The sequence below is a fragment of the Pseudomonas sp. McL0111 genome (assembly GCF_052567255.1).
Genome location: NZ_CP199585.1, coordinates 1,667,235 through 1,689,176, shown reverse-complemented (window position 1 = coordinate 1,689,176; position 21,942 = coordinate 1,667,235). Strand labels below are relative to the sequence as shown.

21 protein-coding genes are annotated in these 21,942 nt (G+C 60.0%); 7 read left to right on the top strand and 14 right to left on the bottom strand.

The window, feature by feature from the left end:
* Positions 1-128 precede the first annotated feature (128 nt).
* Entirely contained in the window at positions 129-1,277 is a 1,149-nt protein-coding gene (locus ACTWLJ_RS07580) for an NAD(P)/FAD-dependent oxidoreductase (RefSeq protein ID WP_445180425.1), read from the bottom strand.
* Between the two features lie 21 nt (positions 1,278-1,298).
* Positions 1,299-1,466, bottom strand: coding sequence for a rubredoxin (locus ACTWLJ_RS07575; protein ID WP_064589849.1), 168 nt, complete (start codon positions 1,464-1,466; stop codon positions 1,299-1,301).
* A gap of 200 nt (positions 1,467-1,666) precedes the next feature.
* Here ACTWLJ_RS07575 and ACTWLJ_RS07570 point away from each other — a divergent pair, with 200 nt between their 5' ends.
* Positions 1,667-2,227, top strand: coding sequence for a chorismate--pyruvate lyase family protein (locus tag ACTWLJ_RS07570; protein ID WP_445180424.1), 561 nt, complete (start codon positions 1,667-1,669; stop codon positions 2,225-2,227).
* Positions 2,227-3,117 carry a 4-hydroxybenzoate octaprenyltransferase gene (gene ubiA / locus ACTWLJ_RS07565; RefSeq protein WP_445180423.1) on the top strand — a complete coding sequence of 297 codons (891 nt, stop codon included), beginning with the start codon at positions 2,227-2,229 and terminating at the stop codon, positions 3,115-3,117. Before ACTWLJ_RS07570 ends, ubiA begins: the two co-directional genes overlap by 1 nt.
* A 112-nt stretch (positions 3,118-3,229) precedes the next feature.
* On the opposite strand, the gene ACTWLJ_RS07560 is transcribed toward ubiA, so the two are convergent.
* Complete coding sequence (locus ACTWLJ_RS07560; protein WP_401219934.1) at positions 3,230-3,613, bottom strand: COG4315 family predicted lipoprotein; 384 nt, start codon at positions 3,611-3,613, stop codon at positions 3,230-3,232.
* A 150-nt stretch (positions 3,614-3,763) separates the two neighbouring features.
* Between ACTWLJ_RS07560 and phoB the strand changes: the two genes are divergently transcribed.
* The 3 genes from phoB (at position 3,764) to ACTWLJ_RS07545 (ending at position 7,266) form a co-directional block, all read left to right on the top strand.
* Entirely contained in the window at positions 3,764-4,453 is a 690-nt protein-coding gene (phoB, locus tag ACTWLJ_RS07555; protein WP_007896474.1) for a phosphate regulon transcriptional regulator PhoB, read from the top strand.
* A gap of 74 nt (positions 4,454-4,527) precedes the next feature.
* A complete protein-coding gene (gene phoR, locus ACTWLJ_RS07550) occupies positions 4,528-5,814 on the top strand; it encodes a phosphate regulon sensor histidine kinase PhoR (protein ID WP_445181334.1) in 1,287 nt (428 codons plus the stop codon).
* A 111-nt stretch (positions 5,815-5,925) separates the two neighbouring features.
* Positions 5,926-7,266, top strand: a complete 1,341-nt coding sequence (locus ACTWLJ_RS07545) for a hemolysin family protein (RefSeq protein WP_401219930.1) — start codon at positions 5,926-5,928, stop codon at positions 7,264-7,266.
* A gap of 48 nt (positions 7,267-7,314) precedes the next feature.
* On the opposite strand, the gene ACTWLJ_RS07540 is transcribed toward ACTWLJ_RS07545, so the two are convergent.
* The 8 genes from ACTWLJ_RS07540 to ACTWLJ_RS07505 all read right to left on the bottom strand — a co-directional run bounded on the left by ACTWLJ_RS07540 (position 7,315) and on the right by ACTWLJ_RS07505 (position 18,027).
* The gene (locus tag ACTWLJ_RS07540; RefSeq protein ID WP_445180422.1) at positions 7,315-8,211 is read right to left on the bottom strand and encodes a peptidoglycan DD-metalloendopeptidase family protein; all 897 of its coding nucleotides are present in this window, start codon (positions 8,209-8,211) and stop codon (positions 7,315-7,317) included.
* 206 nt (positions 8,212-8,417) lie between these two features.
* Complete coding sequence (locus tag ACTWLJ_RS07535; protein ID WP_401219926.1) at positions 8,418-9,374, bottom strand: response regulator; 957 nt, start codon at positions 9,372-9,374, stop codon at positions 8,418-8,420.
* Between the two features lie 165 nt (positions 9,375-9,539).
* On the bottom strand, positions 9,540-10,301 hold the full coding sequence (gene phoU, locus ACTWLJ_RS07530) for a phosphate signaling complex protein PhoU (protein ID WP_401219923.1): 762 nt from the start codon (positions 10,299-10,301) through the stop codon (positions 9,540-9,542).
* 71 nt (positions 10,302-10,372) lie between these two features.
* Positions 10,373-11,206 (bottom strand): phosphate ABC transporter ATP-binding protein PstB, encoded by an 834-nt coding sequence (gene pstB / locus ACTWLJ_RS07525; RefSeq protein WP_064116474.1) that lies wholly within the window; start codon positions 11,204-11,206, stop codon positions 10,373-10,375.
* 143 nt (positions 11,207-11,349) lie between these two features.
* Positions 11,350-13,020 (bottom strand): phosphate ABC transporter permease PstA, encoded by a 1,671-nt coding sequence (pstA, locus tag ACTWLJ_RS07520; RefSeq protein WP_445180421.1) that lies wholly within the window; start codon positions 13,018-13,020, stop codon positions 11,350-11,352.
* Positions 13,021-13,036: 16 nt separating this feature from the next.
* Positions 13,037-15,070, bottom strand: coding sequence for an ABC transporter permease subunit (locus tag ACTWLJ_RS07515; RefSeq protein WP_445181333.1), 2,034 nt, complete (start codon positions 15,068-15,070; stop codon positions 13,037-13,039).
* Between the two features lie 425 nt (positions 15,071-15,495).
* The gene (locus ACTWLJ_RS07510) at positions 15,496-16,497 is read right to left on the bottom strand and encodes a phosphate ABC transporter substrate-binding protein PstS (protein WP_445180420.1); all 1,002 of its coding nucleotides are present in this window, start codon (positions 16,495-16,497) and stop codon (positions 15,496-15,498) included.
* Between the two features lie 231 nt (positions 16,498-16,728).
* Entirely contained in the window at positions 16,729-18,027 is a 1,299-nt protein-coding gene (locus tag ACTWLJ_RS07505; protein ID WP_401213224.1) for an MFS transporter, read from the bottom strand.
* A 365-nt stretch (positions 18,028-18,392) separates the two neighbouring features.
* On the opposite strand from ACTWLJ_RS07505, the gene ACTWLJ_RS07500 reads away from it, so the two are divergent.
* Both ACTWLJ_RS07500 and ACTWLJ_RS07495 read left to right on the top strand, forming a co-directional pair.
* The gene (locus ACTWLJ_RS07500; protein WP_003229628.1) at positions 18,393-18,797 is read left to right on the top strand and encodes an acyl-CoA thioesterase; all 405 of its coding nucleotides are present in this window, start codon (positions 18,393-18,395) and stop codon (positions 18,795-18,797) included.
* Positions 18,798-18,854: 57 nt separating this feature from the next.
* On the top strand, positions 18,855-19,754 hold the full coding sequence (locus ACTWLJ_RS07495) for a D-hexose-6-phosphate mutarotase (RefSeq protein WP_445180419.1): 900 nt from the start codon (positions 18,855-18,857) through the stop codon (positions 19,752-19,754).
* Between the two features lie 126 nt (positions 19,755-19,880).
* Here the strand turns inward: ACTWLJ_RS07495 and ACTWLJ_RS07490 are convergent, their stop codons facing one another.
* The 3 genes from ACTWLJ_RS07490 to ACTWLJ_RS07480 all read right to left on the bottom strand — a co-directional run bounded on the left by ACTWLJ_RS07490 (position 19,881) and on the right by ACTWLJ_RS07480 (position 21,942).
* Positions 19,881-20,417, bottom strand: a complete 537-nt coding sequence (locus ACTWLJ_RS07490) for a DUF3299 domain-containing protein (protein WP_445180418.1) — start codon at positions 20,415-20,417, stop codon at positions 19,881-19,883.
* A gap of 90 nt (positions 20,418-20,507) precedes the next feature.
* Entirely contained in the window at positions 20,508-20,753 is a 246-nt protein-coding gene (locus tag ACTWLJ_RS07485) for a GlsB/YeaQ/YmgE family stress response membrane protein (protein ID WP_003229635.1), read from the bottom strand.
* Between the two features lie 106 nt (positions 20,754-20,859).
* Positions 20,860-21,942 carry a 5-(carboxyamino)imidazole ribonucleotide synthase gene (locus ACTWLJ_RS07480; RefSeq protein ID WP_445180417.1) on the bottom strand — a complete coding sequence of 361 codons (1,083 nt, stop codon included), beginning with the start codon at positions 21,940-21,942 and terminating at the stop codon, positions 20,860-20,862.

Genomic DNA, 21,942 nt, shown 5'->3' with positions numbered 1-21,942 from the left:
CCAAGGCGCCGCAGGCTCTACTCTGCGGCAGACGGGAGTGAGAATGGCACGCGGATACCGGCTGCGCCAGTCTCCCCGCGACCTTTGTAGGGGCAAAAGCGGGGTGATTCCGACAGAACGACCGGTATTTACGCCAGCAGGGCCGGAAGCTGTTTGTTCAGCGCGAGTTTTTCCATCACCGCCGCGCCAGTCAGCGCGTAACCGAGCAACTGACCGTCTGCGCCGTGGCACAGGGCCTTGATGTCGGCATCCTGGCCTTCGACAGTCCAGACACCTTCGACGCCCCGTGGCGGCGGCGAAACCACCAGCGGGCATACCGGGGTTTTCACAGTGATCGGCATCGGGCCGTAGCTCACGGCGACGGGGTTACCGGCGAGGGTTTGTGCCAGCGCTCTCGCACAGCTCATGAGGGGCATCACGTACAGCAAGTTCAGCCCGTCGACCTCGGCGCAATCGCCCAAGGCATAGATATTGGCGTGTGAGGTTTTCAGATGCCGGTCGACCACGACGCCACGGTTGACCTGAACACCGGCAGCCGCCGCCAGATCGATTCGTGGGCGCAGGCCGATGGCCGACACCACCACGTCGCAAGCGATGACCTGACCGTCGGACAGATGTGCTTCGAGGCCATCGGCAACCTTTTGCAGGCGGGTCAGCACCGGGCCGAGATGGAAACGTGCGCCAAGGCTTTCCAGCCCGGCCTGTACCGCTGCGGCCGCCGCCGGGTGCAGCAGGGTCGGCATGACTTGTTCACATGGAGCAACCAATTGCACTTCGTAGCCGCCAAGGATCAAGTCGTTGGCGAATTCACAGCCAATCAGGCCGGCGCCGAGCAGCAATACCCGGCGCTTGCCCGCCGCCGCGGCACGAAAGCGTGCGTAGTCTTCCAGATCGTTGATCGGGAACACCAGATCCGCGCCGTCACCTTCAATCGGCACCCGCACGGTTTCCGCGCCCCAGGCGAGGATCAGGTCGCGATAGGCCACCGCTTCCTCGCCGATCCACAGGCGCTTGTGACCGGCATCGATGCCGCTGATGCGCGTGTGGGTGCGCACTTCGGCTTTCAACTGCTCGGCCATCGCGCCGGGTTCGGCCATGCTCAGGCCGTCGGCGTCCTTGTTCTTGCCGAAACCAGTCGACAGCATCGGCTTGGAGTAAGAGCGCCCGTCATCGGCGGTAATCAGCAACAGCGGGGTTTCGCTATCGAGCTTGCGATACTCCCGGGCCAGGTTGTAACCCGCCAACCCGGTGCCGATGATTACGACAGGTGCGCTCATGCCTTACTCCTCAGTGTTTACTCAGTTGATTTCGATCATTTCGAAGTCCATTTTGCCGACTCCGCAGTCCGGGCACAGCCAGTCTTCCGGTACGTCCTGCCATGCGGTGCCCGGCGCAATGCCGTCATCCGGCCAACCATCGGCTTCGTTGTAGATCAGGCCGCAGACGATGCATTGCCACTTTTTCATTCAAATACTTCCTCAGGATTCAGGCTTTGACTGGCGCGAACGGTCGATGGGTGTTGCGTTGCCATCCGGCTCAGCGCGTTTTGTACTGATCACGCCGGGCAGATGCAAGCCTGTTCGGCGCAACGGCGACCCGGATCAATCAATATCGCAGTTCGACATGTTAAGCTCGCGGCCTCATTTGCGGCCAATAATGACTCATTGTGCAACACACAAATCCCTGCCCGGCCCCGCTCTGGCTGACTCAGAGCCGATTGTCGCCCCTCCCCGATTCGTTGACCCTGAACTGGTTGTTCGACGAAGGTTCGTTGACCCGTCGCCTGACGAGGCTGTCCGCTGACGGCTTCAGCGTCACGCCGTTGTTCGAAGGCTGGAACACCTTGCGCGCCGATGAATGTGCGGCGCTGAATCTGGCCGAAGGCAGCGAAGGCTGGGTGCGCGAAGTGTATTTGCGCGGTCACGGCGAGGCCTGGGTGTTTGCCCGCAGCGTGGCATCGCGCAGTGCGTTGCAGGGCGACGGCTTGCACATGGATGAACTCGGCAGCCGCTCGCTGGGTGAATTGCTGTTCTGTGATCACGCCTTCCAGCGCCGCGCCATTGAGGTCTGTCACTACCCCGAACAATGGTTGCCCGAAGCATCCCGCGCACCTGAACTGTGGGGCCGCCGTTCGCGTTTCGACCGTGGCGCACTGAGCGTGCTGGTGGCGGAGATTTTTCTACCGACCCTGTGGAGCGCCGCACGCGCCCATCCGGAGAACTGCTGATGTATCAGAGCCTGCTCAAGTCGCTGAACCGCTTGAACCCGCGCGCCTGGGATTTCGTCCAGCTGACGCGCATGGACAAGCCGATCGGCATTTACCTGCTGCTGTGGCCGACGCTGTGGGCGCTGTGGATTGCCGGCAAAGGCTCGCCATCGCTGGCCAATATCGTGATTTTCGTCCTCGGCGTGGTGTTGACCCGTGCCGGCGGCTGCGTGATCAACGACTGGGCCGACCGCAAGGTCGACGGCCACGTCAAACGCACTGCGCAACGGCCATTGGCGGCAGGCAGGATCAGCTCGAAAGAAGCTCTGGTGTTTTTTGCGCTGCTGATGGGCGTGAGTTTCCTGCTGGTGCTGTGCACCAATGCCCCAACCATCTGGCTCTCACTTGGCGGGCTGGCGCTGGCGTTCACCTATCCGTTCATGAAGCGCTACACCTATTACCCGCAAGTGGTGCTGGGCGCGACGTTTTCCTGGGGCATGCCGATGGCGTTCACCGCCGAGACCGGCAACCTGCCCGCAGCGGCGTGGTTACTGTGGATCGCCAATCTGCTGTGGACGGTGGGATACGACACCTACTACGCGATGACCGACCGCGATGACGACTTGAAGATCGGCGTGAAATCCACGGCGATTCTGTTCGGCGATGCCGACCGGGTGATCATCCTGACCTTGCAGACGCTGGCGCTGGGTTGCCTGTTGCTGGCCGGATCGAAGTTCGAGCTCGGCGGCTGGTTTCACATCGGTTTGCTGGCTGCGGCGGGATGCTTTGTCTGGGAGTTCTGGTACACCCGTGGCAAGGACCGGATGCGTTGCTTCCAGGCGTTTTTGCATAACCACTGGGCAGGATTGGCGATTTTCGTCGGGATCGTGCTGGATTACGCGCTGCGCTGAGGATTCAAACCTGTGGGAGCGAGCTTGCTCGCGAAGGCGTCGTGTCAGCCAGCAAACGGGTTACTGACACACCGCTTTCGCGAGCAAGCTCGCTCCCACAGGGGATTTGCGTTTACTTGTGCTCGTGCACTACGTGCCACACATCCTTCATGCCATCACCTTTCATTTCTCCAGGTTTTTCGTCCTTCATGAAGGTGTAAAGCGGCTTGCCGTCATAGGCGTATTGCATCATGCCGTCATCGCGTTTGATGACCGTCCACTTGCCTTCAGCCTTGGCACCCGCCGGCGCCATCATCGGCGGCCAGTTCTTCGCGCAATCGCCGCTGCACATCGACTTGCCGCCAGCGTCCTTGTCGAACGTATAAACGGTCATGCCTTTATGATCGACCATCATGCCGTCCTTCATCATGGCCGGCTCGGCGGCCATGGCAAATCCAGGCAAAGTCAGGGCAGCAGCCATCAGCAGGGCTTTGAAAGAAGCAGTCATTTGAGTCATGGAAACCTTCTCTTGTGGTTGTCAGGATTCGGACTTAGAGCTTAGTTGAGGATTTGCACAATCGCCGGACGCTGAAATACTGTCACACGACTGCAATAATTCCGTTATCTAATGCGGCGCAAGACAGTTAAATGACAAGAGGATTAAGGCATGGTTGGCAGGAGCATTCTGATCGTCGACGACGAAGCGCCCATTCGCGAAATGATCGCCGTTGCGTTGGAAATGGCCGGCTATGACTGCCTCGAGGCGGAGAACTCGCAGCAGGCGCATGCCATCATCGTCGACCGCAAGCCGGACTTGATCCTGCTCGACTGGATGCTGCCCGGCACCTCCGGCATTGAACTGGCCCGGCGCCTCAAGCGTGATGAGCTGACCGGGGACATCCCGATCATCATGCTTACTGCCAAGGGCGAAGAGGACAACAAGATCCAGGGTCTTGAAGTCGGTGCCGACGATTACATCACCAAACCGTTTTCCCCTCGCGAACTGGTGGCACGCCTCAAGGCTGTACTGCGTCGCGCCGGGCCGACCGATGGCGAAGCGCCGATTGAAGTCGGCGGCCTGCTGCTCGACCCGATCAGCCACCGCGTGACCATCGACGGCAAACCGGCCGAGATGGGCCCGACCGAATACCGACTGCTGCAATTCTTCATGACCCACCAGGAACGCGCCTACACCCGTGGCCAGTTGCTGGATCAGGTCTGGGGCGGCAACGTCTATGTGGAAGAACGCACCGTCGACGTGCATATCCGGCGCCTGCGCAAGGCCCTCGGCGATGCCTACGAAAATCTGGTACAAACCGTGCGCGGCACTGGCTACCGGTTTTCCACCAAGGCCTGATCCGACCGCCAGCCCCGCAGACAAGGACCGTATTTTCCGTGAATCAAAACTGGCATGGCACCCTGATTCGCCACATGCTGTTGCTGGTCACCGCGTGTCTGGTGATCGGCCTGATCACCGGCTATTACGGCTGGAGCCTGGCGGCGGGCCTGGGGATTTATCTGGGCTGGACGCTCAAGCAACTGCTGCGTCTGCACGAATGGCTGCGCCTGCACCAACCCGATGAAGCACCGCCCGACGGCTATGGCCTGTGGGGCGAAGTGTTCGACAGCATCTATCACCTGCAACGCCGCGACCAACGGGTGCGCGGACGCCTGCAAGCGGTGATCGACCGGGTTCAAGAGTCCACCGCCGCGCTGAAAGACGCGGTGATCATGCTCGACAGCGACGGCAACCTCGAATGGTGGAACCGCGCCGCTGAAACCCTGCTCGGCCTCAAAACCCCGCAGGACAGCGGTCAACCGGTGACCAACCTGGTGCGCCATCCGCGCTTCAAGGAATATTTCGAGCAGGAAAGCTACGCCGAACCGCTGGAAATCCCCTCGCCGACCAATGATCGCGTGCGCATTCAGTTGTACCTGACCCGCTACGGCAACAACGAACACCTGATGCTGGTACGCGACGTCACGCGTATTCATCAGTTGGAGCAGATGCGCAAAGACTTCATCGCCAACGTCTCCCACGAATTGCGCACGCCGCTGACGGTGATCTGCGGGTATCTGGAAACCCTGCTCGACAACGTCGAAGAGGTGAACCCGCGCTGGAGCCGTGCCTTGCAGCAGATGCAGCAACAGGGCGGACGCATGCAGACGCTGCTCAATGACCTGCTGTTGCTGGCGAAACTGGAAGCCACCGATTATCCGTCGGACAATCAGCCGACTTCTGTCGACTCACTGCTGCAATCGATCAAAAGCGACGCGCAGCAATTATCCGGCTCGAAAAACCAGCACATCACACTGGAAGCCGACGCCAGCCTGCTGCTCAAGGGCAGCGAAGCGGAATTGCGCAGTGCGTTTTCCAATCTGGTGTTCAACGCGGTGAAATACACCCCGGCCGAAGGCAACATCCGCATTCGCTGGTGGGGCGACGAGCAAGGCGCGCACCTGAGCGTGCAGGATTCGGGGATCGGCATCGACAGCAAACACCTGCCGCGCCTGACCGAACGCTTCTACCGCGTCGACTCCAGCCGCAATTCCAACACCGGCGGCACCGGGCTCGGTCTGGCCATCGTCAAACACGTTCTATTGCGCCACCGCGCACGCATGGAGATCAGCAGCGTGCCCGGCCACGGCAGCACGTTCACCTGCCATTTCGCCCCGGCGCAGGTGGCCCGGGCTCAGGTAATCCGCGCCGCTGAGTAATCCGCCACTAGGCAATCGCCATATCAGCCGCTACATTGGCTGACTTGTGCCTGCCTTTCAGGCAATGATTTTTCTCTCTTTTGAATTACACGGAACCCGCAAAACTCCATCATGGACCCTTCCCCTGGCTTGTCCCTCGCTACAATTTTCGCCGATTTCGGCATGATTCTTTTCGCTCTGATCCTGGTTTTGCTCAACGGATTCTTCGTTGCGGCGGAATTCGCCATGGTCAAACTGCGCTCGACCCGGGTCGAGGCCATCGCTGACAAAAACGGCTGGCGCGGGCACATCCTGCGCACCGTACACAGTCAGCTCGATGCGTATCTCTCGGCGTGCCAGCTCGGCATCACCCTCGCCTCCCTCGGCCTCGGCTGGGTTGGTGAGCCGGCGTTTGCGCACATTCTCGAGCCACTGCTGGAAACCGTCGGCGTGCAGTCGCCGGAAGTGATCAAAGGCGTGTCGTTCTTCGCCGCGTTCTTCGTCATTTCCTATCTGCACATCGTCGTCGGTGAACTGGCGCCAAAATCCTGGGCAATCCGTAAACCCGAGCTGTTGTCGCTGTGGACGGCGGTGCCGCTGTACCTGTTCTACTGGGCGATGTACCCGGCGATCTACCTGCTCAACGCCAGCGCCAACGCGATTCTGCGTATCGCCGGTCAAGGCGAGCCCGGCCCGCACCATGAACACCACTACAGTCGCGAAGAGCTGAAACTGATTCTGCACTCGAGCCGTGGCCAGGACCCGAGCGACCAAGGCATGCGTGTTTTGGCCTCGGCGGTGGAAATGGGCGAACTGGAAGTGGTCGACTGGGCCAACTCCCGGGAAGACTTGATCACGCTGGAGTTCAACGCTCCGCTCAAGGAAATTCTGGCGATGTTCCGTCGCCACAAGTTCAGCCGTTATCCGGTGTACGACAGCGAGCGCCAAGAGTTCGTCGGCTTGCTGCACATCAAGGATCTGTTGCTGGAACTGGCGGCGCTGGATCACATTCCCGAGTCGTTCAACCTCGCCGAACTGACCCGCCCGCTGGAGCGCGTTTCACGGCACATGCCGCTGTCGCAACTGCTGGAACAGTTCCGCAAGGGCGGCTCGCACTTCGCCGTAGTCGAAGAAGCCGACGGCAACATCATCGGCTACCTGACCATGGAAGACGTGCTGGAAGTGCTGGTCGGCGACATTCAGGACGAACACCGCAAGGCCGAACGCGGCATCCTCGCCTATCAGCCGGGCAAGTTGCTGGTGCGTGGCGATACGCCGTTGTTCAAGGTTGAACGCCTGCTGGGCATCGACCTCGATCACATCGAGGCTGAAACCCTCGCCGGTCTGATCTACGAAACCCTGAAACGGGTACCGGAAGAGGAAGAAGTGCTGGAAGTCGAAGGCCTGCGGATCATCATCAAAAAGATGAAAGGGCCGAAGATCGTTCTGGCCAAGGTGTTGATGCTGGATTGACGCAAGTGGGCAAAGCTCCCTCGCCACAATGACTCCCAACATCCCTTCCTACTGCTTGCCCAACGCAAAGTTGGGCAGCGCACCCAGCGGCTGGTTGAACTGATACGGAATCGACACCAGCCCCAGCCCGGTATTGCGCTGCACCACAAAGTGCAGGTGCGGGCCGCTGCTGTTGCCGGTATTGCCCGACAACGCTAAAGGACTGCCCACCACTACCCGCTGTCCCTCTCGTACGCTCACCGAACCTTGCTTGAGGTGCAGATACACGCCCATTGTCCCGTCGTCGTGCAGCACCCGGACGAAATTGCCCGACGGATCAGTACCGCGTCCGGTCTGTGAGTTCTCGGTTTTGACCACGATGCCTGCCCGCGCCGCAATGATCGGCGTGCCGACCGGCATGGCGATGTCCATCGCGTATTTGTTCTTCGGCCCGAAGTGGCTGTACTGACCATTGGCGCCCTGGCTGAGACGAAACGGCCCGCCACGCCACGGCAATGGATAGCGATAGCCCTGAGCCGCTCCCGTGGGGTCGCCCAGGGAATATTGGAACTGCGGCGAATACACCAGCGGTTGTCCGCCGTTAATCGCCGTGAGCAGCGCCAGACGCGTATTGCTGCGCGCCGGCAGTACCTTGCGGATGGTTTGACCCGGCGCGCCACGCACATTGCTCAGCCCGGTAAAAGCCAGTGCAATCTCGACCGGCGCATACAGATCGTTGCGCACGAACACCACATCGGCGCCCTTCTGCTTCTTGATGTCGAGATACACCTGGCGCTCGAGGCGCTCGACCATGCGGTCCTGAAACACGAACACCTGCGAGCCTTTGCTCGGCCGGTCGCTGTACGAGACCACGCCGTTGGCATCGGTGGATTTGTAAATGGTCATGGCCACAGCCGAGGTGGAGGCCATGAAGAGACCACAGAAAAACAGCAGGCGCGCGAGCATGGGCAAGAGTCTGTCGAAGTAAGGCTTGGGAAAGAGCCTAGCAGCTGAGACAGACCAGGCTAGTCGACAGATGTTTCAAATTGGGAGAGCGAGAGATGGGTGGTGCTTTTGATGACCCCATCGCCAGCAGGCTAGCTCCCACAGGTTCAGCGTGATCCCTGTGGGAGCGAGCTTGCTCGCGAAGGCGGACTTTCAGGCGACGATGATTACGCGCCCGGAACGAAGTGCTTCTGTGCGGTACCACGAGCGATCAGACGCGAGATGTAGTCGAGCTTCTGCGCGTCCTGATCGACGAAGCGGAAAGTCAGTTGCAGCCATTCGCTGTCAGGTTTCTGCTCAAAGGCAACGATGGCATGCAGGTAGCCATTCAGGCGGGCAATTTCGGCGTTGTCGCCCTGCTCCAGATCGAGCACGGCGCTGTCGAGAATCTGCGGCAGGGTGTCAGTGCGTTTCACTACCAACAGCGCTTCCTTGATGCTCAGCGCCTTGATCACGCATTGCTGGTTGCCACTCGGCAGGCGCAACTGGCCTTGGCCGCGACCGCTGGCAGGCGCTGCCGCAGAGGCTGGTGCCTTGACCGGCGGACTGTTGAGCAGACCACGGGATGGCGCGGCAGCCGGGGCTGGAGCAACGACGGCAGGTTTGGCAAACGGATTGACCGCAGCAGCGGCCGGAGCCGAACCGATCACCGCAGCTTTGCCCCCAGTCAATGCGCTCAGGGAGTCGTTGCCGAATGCCGAGTTCATCTTGGTCGGCGCGCTGTTCATCAGGGTATCGAGCTTGCCGACCTTGTTCAGCGCCTGCTTGACCTTGGTCAGCAGCTGTTCGTTGGTGAACGGCTTGCTGACGTAGCCGGAAACGCCGGCCTGAATCGCCTGCACCACGTTCTCTTTATCGCCACGGCTGGTGACCATGACAAACGGCATGGTTTTGAGGTTGTCCTGCTCGCGGCACCAGGTCAGCAGTTCGAGGCCGGACATTTCCGGCATTTCCCAGTCGCACAGGACCAGGTCGAACGCTTCGCGGGCCAGCATCGCCTGAGCCTTTTTGCCGTTGATGGCGTCCTCGGTGCGAATCCCCGGGAAGTAATTGCGCAGGCACTTTTTCACCAGGTCACGAATGAACGAAGCGTCGTCCACGACCAACACACTGATCTTGCTCATCCAACACCCCTATTAAAATCCCGGCAAGCATAACGCTGGCTGATGGCACATTGCCAAAACTCTTCAGTCACGCCGGGACTTTTCGTTCGCGGGTGCTGCTTTTTAATTCGAAAGCTATAAACAAAAACGCCCGGCCAAAGGACCGGGCGCTTTACTCAGGCAATCTTACTTATCGTCAGCATCGCCCGGAACATTAGCGGTTTCGCCGCTTGTGCCCTCAACTTCTGCCTTCATGCGCTTGAGGCCCATGTGGCGCACGTCGGTGCCGCGAACCAGATAGATCACCAGCTCCGAGATATTGCGCGCGTGGTCGCCGATCCGCTCCAGCGAGCGCAGTACCCAGATAATGCTCAAGACCCGCGAGATAGAGCGCGGATCTTCCATCATGTAGGTGGCGAGTTCACGCAGGGCGGTCTTGTACTCGCGGTCGATGACCTTGTCGTACTGGGCGACTGAAAGCGCCAGATCGGCATCGAAGCGGGCAAAGGCGTCGAGCGCATCGCGCACCATGTTGCGCACCTGGTCGCCGATGTGCCGCACTTCGACGTAACCACGCGGCGCTTCGCCTTCTTCACACAACTGAATGGCGCGGCGGGCGATCTTGGTCGCTTCGTCGCCGATGCGCTCCAGGTCGATCACCGACTTGGAGATGCTGATGATCAGACGCAAGTCGGACGCCGCCGGCTGGCGACGGGCCAGAATGCGCAGGCATTCTTCGTCGATGTTGCGTTCCATCTGATTGATCTGGTCATCGATCTCGCGCACTTGCTGGGCCAGACCGGAGTCGGCCTCGATCAGCGCAGTCACGGCGTCGTTGACCTGCTTCTCCACCAGCCCGCCCATGGCCAGCAGATGGCTGCGCACTTCTTCCAGTTCGGCGTTGAACTGCGCGGAAATGTGGTGGGTAAGACCTTCTTTACTAATCATCTTGGCGTCCTTGGAGCGTCCGGTAAGGTGCGGCGGGCCGCAGCATCAATTCAGTGGGCAACCACCATCTGTCAGCCATAACGACCGGTGATGTAGTCTTCGGTCTGCTTCTTCGCCGGATTGGTGAACAGCGTGTCGGTGTCGCCGAATTCCACCAGTTTGCCCATGTACATGAACGCCGTGTAGTCGGACACCCGCGCAGCCTGTTGCATGTTGTGGGTAACGATGACGATGGTGAACTTGGATTTCAGCTCGTAGATCAGCTCTTCGACTTTCAGGGTCGAGATCGGGTCAAGGGCCGAGCACGGTTCGTCGAGCAGCAGCACTTCAGGTTCTACGGCGATGGTACGGGCGATCACCAGACGTTGCTGCTGACCACCGGACAGGCCGAGTGCCGACTCGTGCAGACGGTCTTTGACTTCGTCCCACAGCGCCGCGCCTTTCAATGCCCACTCGACTGCTTCGTCGAGGATGCGCTTCTTGTTGATGCCCTGAATGCGCAAACCGTAAACCACGTTTTCGTAGATGGTTTTCGGGAACGGGTTGGGCTTCTGGAACACCATGCCGACACGACGACGCAGCTCGGCAACGTCTTCGCCCTTGCGATAGATGTTGTTGCCGTACAGGTTGATCGCGCCTTCGACGCGGCAGCCGTCAACCAGATCGTTCATCCGGTTGAAGGTGCGCAGCAGCGTGGACTTGCCGCAGCCGGACGGACCAATGAAGGCCGTCACGCGCTGTTTCGGGATGTTCATGCTGACGTCGAACAGTGCTTGTTTCTCGCCGTAGTACAGGCTCAGGCCCGGCACTTCGATGGCCACGGTTTCCTGTTCGAGGTTCAGGCTCTGCTTGTCGCGGCCCAGGGCGGACATGTTGATGCCGTGGGTATGTGCTTCGTGCTGCATGGGAGGCTCCCCTGTGCTAACAAATTCGGTTCAGTTTTCGTGGGAGCCAGCCTGCTGGCGATTCAGGCGCTGCGGTTTGTCTATAAACCGCGGTGCTGCCATCGCCAGCAGGCTGGCTCCCACATAGAAATCAGTGCTGAAAATCAGCTATCCAGTGCTTTGTACTTTTCGCGCAGATGGTTTCGAATCCACACTGCCGACAGGTTCAGGGTCGCGATCACCAGCACCAGCAGCAGCGCCGTGGCGTACACCAGCGGGCGGGCCGCTTCGACGTTCGGGCTCTGGAAGCCGACGTCATAGATGTGGAAGCCCAGGTGCATGATCTTCTGATCCAGGTGCAGATACGGGTAGTTGCCATCCACCGGCAGCGACGGCGCCAGTTTCACCACACCCACCAGCATCAGCGGCGCCACTTCACCGGCGGCGCGAGCCACGGCGAGGATCATGCCGGTCATCATCGCCGGGCTGGCCATTGGAATCACAATCTTCCACAGCGTCTCGGCCTTGGTCGCGCCGAGGGCCAGCGAGCCTTCACGCACGGTACGCGGGATGCGCGCCAGACCTTCTTCGGTGGCCACGATCACCACCGGCACCGCCAGCAGCGCCAGGGTCAGCGACGCCCAGAGCAGACCCGGCGTACCGAAGGTCGGTGCCGGCAGCGCTTCCGGGAAGAACAAGCGGTCAACCGAACCACCCAGCACGTAAACAAAGAAACCCAGACCGAACACGCCGTAAACGATGGCCGGTACGCCAGCGAGGTTGTTTACCGCAATCCGGATGATCCGGGTCAGGGTGTTCTGCTTGGCGTATTCACGCAGGTACACCGCTGCCAGTACGCCGAACGGGGTGACGATCATCGCCATGATCAAGGTCATCATCACGGTGCCGAAAATCGCCGGGAAAATCCCGCCTTCGGTGTTGGCTTCACGCGGGTCATCCGAGAGGAATTCCCAGATCTTGCCGAAATAGAAACGAACCTTGGTGAAGGTGCTCATGGCGTTCGGCTGGTAGGCGTGAACCACTTTGCCCAGACCGATTTCCAGCTCTTTGCCGTTGGCATCGCGAGCGGTCAGGCTGTCGCGGTTGAACTGCGCATGCAGATCCGACAGACGCGCTTCGATGTCCTGATAACGGGCGTTGAGTTCGGCGCGCTCGGATTCCATGTCCGCTTGCGCGGTGGCGTCGAGCTTGCCTTCCAGTTCCAGTTTGCGACCGTGCAGACGGATGCGCTCCAGACCCGAGTTGATCGCGCCAATGTCGGTTTTTTCCAGCGACTTGAGTTGCGCCGCCAGACCGTTCACACGGTTGATCCGCGCTTGCAGTTCAGGCCATGCCGCTTCGCCCTCGGCGATGACTTTGCCGTCCTGTTTGACGTTGACCAGATAGCCGTAGAAGTTGCCCCACTCACGACGCTCGATCGCCATCAGCTCTGGCGGCGTGGTCTGGTTGGTCAGCCACTCGCCGACGATCCAGGTGAAGTCGTTGCCGTTCAAGTCACGGTTGCCGACCTTGATCAGCTCGCGGGTCATGAACTCCGGGCCCTGGTCCGGCACCGGCAAACCAGCGCTCTTCAGACGTGCACGCGGCACTTCTTCTTTCTGTACCACTTCACCGATGACCAGGTGATTGGCCTGGCCCGGTACGTCGTAGTTGGCGTGGACAAGATCCGCCGGCCAGAAGTGACCCAGACCGCGCACGGCAATCACCGCCAACAGGCCAATGGTCATGATGACCGCGATGGACACCGCGCCACCGCTGATCCAGACGCCCGGGGCGCCGCTCTTGAACCATCCTTTCAGGGAGTTCTGTTTCACAGACTTCTACCTTTGCTTAAAGCGACGAGTATTTCTTGCGCAGACGCTGACGAATCAGTTCTGCCAGGGTGTTCATGACGAAGGTGAACAACAGCAGCACCAGCGCCGAGAGGAACAGCACGCGGTAGTGGCTGCCGCCGACTTCCGATTCGGGCATTTCCACCGCGACGTTGGCGGCCAGGGTGCGCAGGCCTTCGAACAGGTTCATTTCCATGACCGGCGTGTTGCCGGTGGCCATCAGCACGATCATGGTTTCGCCAACCGCACGGCCCATACCGATCATCAGCGCCGAGAAGATCCCCGGGCTGGCGGTGAGGATCACCACGCGAGTCATGGTCTGCCACGGTGTGGCACCGAGGGCCAGCGAGCCCAGGGTCAGGCCGCGAGGCACGCTGAACACGGCGTCTTCGGCAATCGAGTAGATGTTCGGGATCACCGCGAAGCCCATGGCCAGACCAACCACCAGAGCGTTGCGCTGGTCGTAGGTGATGCCCAGGTCGTGGGAGATCCACATACGCATGTCGCCGCCGAAGAACCAGTTCTCCATGAACGGGCTCATGTACAGCGACAGCCAGCCCACAAACAGAATCACCGGAATCAGCAGCGCACTTTCCCAACCGTCCGGCACTTTCAGGCGGATCGATTCAGGCAGGCGACTGAAGCTGAAACCGGCGACCAGAATGCCGATTGGCAACAACATCAACAGACTGAAAATGCCCGGCAAATGCCCTTCGACATACGGCGCGAGGAACAGGCCGGCGAAGAAACCGAGGATCACCGTCGGCATCGCTTCCATCAGTTCGATGACCGGTTTGACCTTGCGGCGCATGCCCGGCGCCATGAAGTAGGCGGTGTAGATCGCAGCGGCAACCGCCAGAGGCGCGGCCAGCAGCATCGCGTAGAACGCGGCTTTCAGGGTGCCGAAAGTCAGTGGCGACAGGCTCAGCTTCGGTTCGAAATCGGTGTTGGCGGCGGTCGATTGCCAGACGTATTTAGGCTCGTCGTAGTTCTCGTACCAGACCTTGCTCCACAGTGCGCTCCAGGAAACTTCCGGGTGCGGGTTGTCCAGCAACAACGGTTGCAGCTTGCCGCCCTGCTCGACGATCACGCGGTTGGCGCGTGGCGACAGACCAAACAGGCCTTGGCCGTCGACCACTTGATCGACCAGCAAGGTGCGGTGCGCGGTGCTGTGGAACACACCAAGCTTGCCGGCAGCATCGAGGGCGAGGAAACCCTTGCGGCGCTCCTCAGCGGTGATTTCAACAATCGGTGCGGTGCCCATCTGGAAGGTGCGGATCTGCTTCAGGCGTTGTTCGCCATCCGGATCACGCGCCATGAACCACTGGGCCAGTCCGCCCTTGGAGTCGCCGAAAATCAGCGAGATACCGCCCACCAATTGCGTACTGGCGGTGATTTCAGAGTCGGCGTTTTCCAGCAATTTGTAGCGACCGTTGAGGCTCTTGTCGCGAAGGCTGAACACGTCGGCCTGGGCACGACCGTTGACCACGTACAGCCACTGCTGGCGCGGGTCGACGAAGATGTTCTTCACCGGTTCGGTCATCTGCGGCAGCTCGATACGCTTCTGCTCGTTGGTGACTTCGCCGGTCATCATGTTTTCTTCGCTGGTCAGCGACAGCACATGCAGTTGCGAGTCGGTCGAGCCGGCCAGCACCAACGTGGTATCGGTAGCGTTGAGGCTGACGTGCTCCAGCGCACCACCGTTTTCGTTCAGCGCGATTGGCGCCTCGCCATACGGGTATTCAATAGCCGGGGAAATGGTTTTCTTGCCATCGGGGTAGCTGACTTTATAGGTGTGACGGAACACCAGAGCCTGACCGTTGGACAGACCCACTGCCACTAGCGGATGACCTGGCTGGTCTTCGCCGATGGACGTTACGGTGGTGCCCACCGGGACCGGCAGATCGACGCGCTTCAGTTCAGCGCCACTGTCGATATCAAAGAACAGCGCCTGACCTTTATCGGAAACGCGCATCGCCACCTGATTCTGCTCTTCGAGCGAAATCATCAGCGGCTTGCCGGCGTCCTGCATCCAGGCCGGGGTGATTGCATCTTGCGCGGTCAGATCGGCACCTTTAAACAGCGGCGCGACCACGTAGGCAAGGAAGAAGAAGATCAGGGTGATGGCTGCCAGCACCGCCAGGCCGCCAACGAGGACGTACCAGCGGGTGAAGCGATCCTTGAGCGCGCGGATGCGGCGCTTGCGTTGCAGCTCAGGCGTATTGAAATCAATGCGCTTGGGAGGGGAAGTCGTAGTCATTGGGGAATTGGCCAGATCATTCATGCGCTCACCCTAGCGATCCTGTATGACAGAAAGATGACAATGCAGTGACGCACCAAATCCGCCGCCAGCGTAACTGGCAGAGGATCGAAAATTTGAGGTGTGTAAAAGGCCGGTCTGCAAGCAGATCCGGCCTTTTACTTGAGTCCGGTGGGGTTCACCCCGGACTCAATTTGTTACTTCTTTGCGACTTCAGCGCCGCCTTCTTGCAGACCCAGGTCAGCCAGTGCTTTTGCAGCAACCTTGGCTGGCAACGGGATGTAACCGTCTTTCACTACCACTTCCTGGCCCTGTTTCGACAGAACCAGTTTCACGAACTCGGCTTCCAGTGGGGCCAGAGGCTTGTTCGGGGCTTTGTTCACGTAAACGTAGAGGAAGCGCGACAGTGGGTACTTGCCGTTCAGGGCGTTTTCTTCGCTGTCTTCGATGAACTCGGTGCTGCCTTTCTTCGACAGAGCAACGGTTTTCACGCTAGCGGTCTTGTAGCCGATGCCCGAGTAACCGATGCCGTTCAGCGAGGAGCTGATCGACTGCACAACCGACGCCGAACCTGGTTGTTCGTTGACGTTTGGCTTGTAGTCACCTTTGCACAGGGCTTCTTCTTTGAAGTAGCCGTAGGTGCCGGATACCGAGTTACGGCCGAACAGTTGCACTGGCTTGTTGGCCAGGTCGCCGGTCACACCCAGGTCACCCCAGGTTTTGACTTCGGCTTTCGCGCCGCACAGACGAGTAGACGAGAAGATCGCGTCAACCTGTTCCATGGTCAGGTGCTGGATCGGGTTGTCCTTGTGGACGAACACCGCCAGGGCATCCACGGCAACCGGGATAGCGGTTGGCTTGTAGCCGTATTTCTGTTCGAAGGCCGCCAGTTCGGTGTCCTTCATTTTGCGAGACATAGGGCCGAGGTTGGAGGTGCCTTCAGTCAGCGCAGGTGGCGCGGTGGCGGAGCCAGCGGCCTGAATCTGGATGTTTACGTTCGGATATTCTTTTTTGTAGTTCTCAGCCCAGAGGGTCATGAGGTTGGCCAGGGTATCGGAGCCGACGCTGGACAGGTTGCCCGACACACCAGTGGTCTTGGTGTAGCTCGGGATAGCAGGGTCAACAGCGGCGAACGCGTTGGCAGTCGCAACGCCAGCAGCGACAAAAGTCATTGCCGCCATCAAACGCTTCAGTTTCATGCCTTACTCCTAGCAGATAGGGTGTGTTAAGTCGGGGCCAAGTATCAGCAGGCCGTGTGAACACTCTATGGCTGAAATATGACAATTGGATGAAAGGCCAGCATTGAGCTTTTATCGGATAATTCCGCTGCCCCAAATCGCCAGCAGGCTGGCTCCCACATTGGAATGCATCTCCATGTGGGAGCCAGCCTGCTGGCGATAGGGCCGGTACTGCTGCAAATAATCCTGGAATCAGCGCCCCTTCTTCCAGAGATACGCGCCCACCAGAATCCCCATCGTGCACAGCACCGCCACATAGTAGGCAGGCCCCATCGGGCTTTCTTTCAGCAGCAGGCTGACCACCATCGGCGTCAAACCACCGAAGATCGCGTAAGCCACGTTGTACGAAAACGACAACCCGCTGAAGCGCACTACTGGCGGGAACGCCTTGACCATCACGTACGGCACCGCGCCGATGGTGCCGACTAGCAAACCGGTCAGCGCATACAGCGGGAACAGCCAGTTCGGGTGATCTGCCAGGCTGTGATAGAAGGTCCAGGAGCTGATCAACAGCCCCAGGCTACCGAAGACGAACACGCGGCCCGCACCAAAGCGATCAGCCAGTGCGCCGGAAATAACGCAACCGATGCTCAGAAACACAATCGCCAGACTGTTTGATTGCAGCGCCACGGTCGGCGAGAAGTGATAGACCGTTTGCAGCACGGTCGGGGTCATCAGAATCACCACGACGATGCCGGCCGACAGCAGCCAGGTCAGCAGCATCGAGATCGCAATCGCCCCGCGATGGTCGCGCAGCACCGCACGCAGCGGCACTTCTTCAGCCAGCGCCTTGCGCAGTTGTAGCTCGGCGAACACTGGGGTTTCGTGCAGCCAGCGGCGCAGGTACACCGAGAACAGGCCAAACACACCGCCGAGAAGGAACGGAATCCGCCAGGCGTAATCCGCGACTTCCACAGGCGTATAGATGCTGTTGATCGCGGTGGCGACCAGCGAACCCAGCAAGATACCGGCGGTCAGGCCGCTGGTGAGGGTGCCGCAGGCGTAGCCCATGTGCTTTTGCGGTACGTGTTCGGAAACGAAGACCCACGCCCCCGGCACTTCACCGCCAATCGCCGCGCCCTGAATCACCCGCATCAGCAGCAACAGGATCGGCGCCCACATGCCGATCTGCGCGTAAGTCGGCAGCAAACCCATGATCAGGGTCGGCACGGCCATCATGAAAATGCTCAGGGTGAACATCTTCTTGCGCCCCAGCAGGTCGCCGAAGTGCGCCATGACGATGCCGCCCAATGGCCGGGCCAGATAGCCAGCGGCGAAGATGCCGAAAGTCTGCATCATGCGCAGCCACTCGGGCATGTCCGCCGGGAAGAACAGCTTGCCGACCACGGTGGCGAAGAACACAAAGATGATGAAATCGTAGAACTCCAGCGCACCGCCCAGGGCCGATAGCGACAGAGTCTTGTAGTCATTGCGGGTTAACGGTCGTGCGGGTTGCTCGGGCTGCGCGAGGCTCGAAGGCGCTGTGGTCATGGCAAGGGCTTCTCTTATAGTCAGATCTGTCGTCACAACAACGCTGGCTGTGACTTGGACAGGTTCGGCACCATAGCAAATTGTTCGAAAAAGCACATAGAGGTGCGTATTTGACGGTCGAAATGAGAACCGGATGGTCGTCGCGGAGTCTACCGACCGATATACTCGCAACCTTGCTCCGGTTTGTAGGGGGTTGCTGTGCGAAATCGTCGCTGGATCTGTCAGTCGCTTTCGCAGAGTTTCCCCTTTAGGCGCCTTATGGAAAACGTGACGAACGTAGTATGTTCGGTGCTGAATCGTTTTTCCTGAAGACGGCTACCACCAGCGATACCAACGAAGAGTCACGGGTCAGAGGCACCCCCGGCATGATAGAGCTCGAACAAGAAGATCCGATCCCACAGGGCGACCTGGCCCTGCAAATCACCGCGCTACCGCGTGAAACCAACGGCTTTGGCGATATTTTCGGCGGCTGGCTGGTGGCGCAGATGGATTTGGCCGGTACCGCAATGGCCAGCCGTGTCGCTGGCGGCCGCGTCGCTACCGTGGCCATCGACCGCATGGCGTTTCTGGTGCCGGTGGCTGTCGGCGCGCAATTGTCCTTCTATACCCAGACCCTGGAAATCGGCCGCAGCTCGATCCAGATGATGGTCGAAGTGTGGAGCGACGATCCGTTGTCCAGCGAGTGGCGTAAAGTCACCGAAGCGGTGTTCGTGTTCGTCGCCATCGATGGCAGCGGCCGCACTCGTTCGGTTCCGCCTCGCGCACGTTAAACCTCGCGGCCGTTTTGCGGTCGATAGTCGTCCAAGTGTCTGATCGAGAGTTGTCCCATGAACACGCCCAACGTTGAAGCCGTGAAACTGGATGAACTGAACTGCTGGCGTATCCGCCACGGTCAGGCCGAAGTGCTGGTTGCCCAGCAAGGCGCGCACATCCTCAGTTATCAGATCGACGGCCAGCCGCCGATCATCTGGCTGAACGACAAGGCCGTGTTCAAGACCGGCAAAAGCATCCGTGCCGGCGTGCCAGTGTGCTGGCCGTGGTTCGGCGTGTTCGAGCGCAATCCGCAGAGCGTCAAAGCCATGCGCGTCAGCGACGAACCGGCAGGCGCGCACGGTTTTGTCCGGGCGATGGATTGGGAATTGGGCGGCATCGAAGCCGAAGACCATGGCATCAAGGTCGAATTCAAGTTGCCCTACCCTGATGGCGGCTTCCCGGGCTGGCCGCACGAAGTGGACCTGACCCTGACCCTGCGTCTGGACGAGCAACTGCACATCAGCCTGACCAGCCATAACCGTGGCGGCGACAGCGTCAGTCTCAGCCAGGCGCTGCACAGCTATTTCGCGGTCAGCGATGTGCGCAACGTGCATGTCGAAGGCGTGGACGGCTTGGACTACATCGAGACCCTCGATGACTGGAACACCGCCACCCAGCGAGGCGATCTGCAGTTTGCCGGCGAAACCGACCGCATCTACCTCGACGCTCCGCCACAACTGAGCATCGTCGACCCGACGTGGGAACGGCGCATCGTGCTGAGCGCGACCGGTTCGCGCACAGCAGTGATCTGGAACCCGTGGATCGACCGCGCCGCCGCGCTCAGCGACATGGACAACGATGGCTGGCAGCGCATGTTGTGCATCGAGACGGCGAATGTGATGGGCGATGTGGTGAATCTGGCACCGGGTGCCAGCCATACGATGGGCGTCAGCATCGGCGCTAAACCGCTCTAACCAACACCGCAGTACGAAATGTGGGAGCCAGCCTGCTGGCGATGGCGCCGTGTCAGGCAACTTGAAGATGCCTGACGCACCGCTATCGCCAGCAGGCTGGCTCCCACAGTTGTTCTTGGGTATTGGCTAGAGATCCGACTCTTTGACTACGCGAACCTTGTCCGCCTCCAGCGCATACGCCGCGTCGGCCAGGTCGTTGTTGACCTTCTCGATCTTCAGCGTGCCGATCACCCAAAGCGGTGTATAGATGTCATCCAGCTTCAAGCCTTTCGGATAGCGCACCAGTACCAGTTGATTCGGCGGCGGTGGCGGCACGTGGATGCAGGCGCCCGGGTATGGCACGAGGAAGAACAGCGTGCTGCGGCCCTTGGCATCGGACTCCAGCGGCACCGGATAACCACCGATGCGGATGTGCTTGTCGTTCATCGACGCCACGGTTTTGGTCGAATACATCACCGCCGGCAGACCTTTGGCCTGTTTCATGCCGCCCTTATCCGTGAAGGTGCCGGTGGCTTCGGGGGAGTTGTGGTCGATTTCAGGCATGGCCTCGAGGGCCTTTTGATCCGACTTGGGCATCAGTTCCAGCCAGTCGGTTTCCGGCAATTCGCCGGCATGGGCCAAACCGCTGCCCAGAAAAAGGAGAGTCAACAAAATGCGGCGCATGAAGGTGCTCGGGTAAAAGGAAGGAAAGAGATTCGCCGAGCATTCTAGCCCTCTCCGCCGGTTTGGCAGAGAGGACCTGGTCGCTTTGGATCAGTTCTTTTTGATCAGACCGTAGATCACCAGCAGGACAATCGCACCGACCAGCGCGCCGATGAAGCCTGCACCCTGACCTGCCTGATAAATGCCCAGAGCCTGACCGCCGTAAGTGGCTGCCAGCGAACCGCCGATACCGAGCAGGATGGTCATGATCCAGCCCATGCTGTCATCGCCCGGTTTGAGGAAGCGCGCCAGCAGGCCGACGATCAAGCCGATAAAGATGGTTCCGATAATTCCCATGGCATTTCCCTCTGATTGATTGGCTATAGCCTAGCCAGACTTTGGCATCCTGCCATCAGAGAACGGCGGTTCCCGAAGGTTCCGCCGCCGCCAGATGAAACTGTCTTTACTCGGCGATCAGCGCTTCGACCTTGAGAATCTGCTGCTCCAGCGTGGCCTTGTCGGCGCAACGCAGGTTGGCGTGACCGACCTTGCGTCCGGCCTTGAAGGCTTTGCCGTAGTGATGCAGATGGCAATCGGCAATCGCGATGACTTTCTCTACCGGCGGAACCACACCGATGAAGTTGAGCATCGCGCTTTCGCCGACCTTGGCGGTCGAACCCAGCGGCAGACCGGCAACCGCCCGCAGGTGGTTTTCGAACTGGCTGCACTCGGCGCCTTCGGTGGTCCAGTGCCCGGAGTTATGCACACGCGGCGCGATTTCGTTGGCCTTGAGGCCGCCGTCGACTTCAAAGAACTCGAACGCCATTACGCCGACGTAGTTCAGTTGCTTCAGGACGCGGCTGGAATAGTCTTCGGCCAGCGCCTGCAACGGGTGATCGGTACTCGCGACCGACAGCTTGAGAATGCCGCTGTCGTGGGTGTTGTGTACCAACGGATAAAATTTCGTCTCACCATCACGGGCACGCACGGCGATCAGCGACACTTCACCGGTGAACGGCACGAAGCCTTCCAGCAGGCAGGCAACGCTGCCCAGCTCAGCAAACGTATCGACCACATCTTGCGGCTTGCGCAGAACTTTCTGGCCCTTGCCGTCGTAACCCAGGGTCCGGGTTTTCAGCACGGCCGGCAGGCCGATGGTCGCGACAGCGGCGTCCAGATCGGCTTGCGACTGGATGTCGGCGAACGCCGGAGTCGGAATCCCCAGATCCTTGAACATGCTCTTTTCGAACCAGCGGTCGCGAGCGATGCGCAGCGCTTCGGCACTCGGGTAGACCGGTACGAACTGCGAGAGAAACGCCACGGTTTCGGCCGGGACGCTTTCGAACTCGAAGGTCACCAGATCGACTTCATCGGCCAGTTGACGCAGGTGATCCTGATCGCCGTAATCGGCCCGCAGGTGTTCGCCCAGCGCGGCCGCACAGGCGTCCGGCGCAGGGTCGAGGAAAGCGAAGTTCATGCCCAGCGGAGTGCCCGCCAGGGCCAACATGCGGCCCAACTGGCCGCCACCGATTACACCGATCTTCAT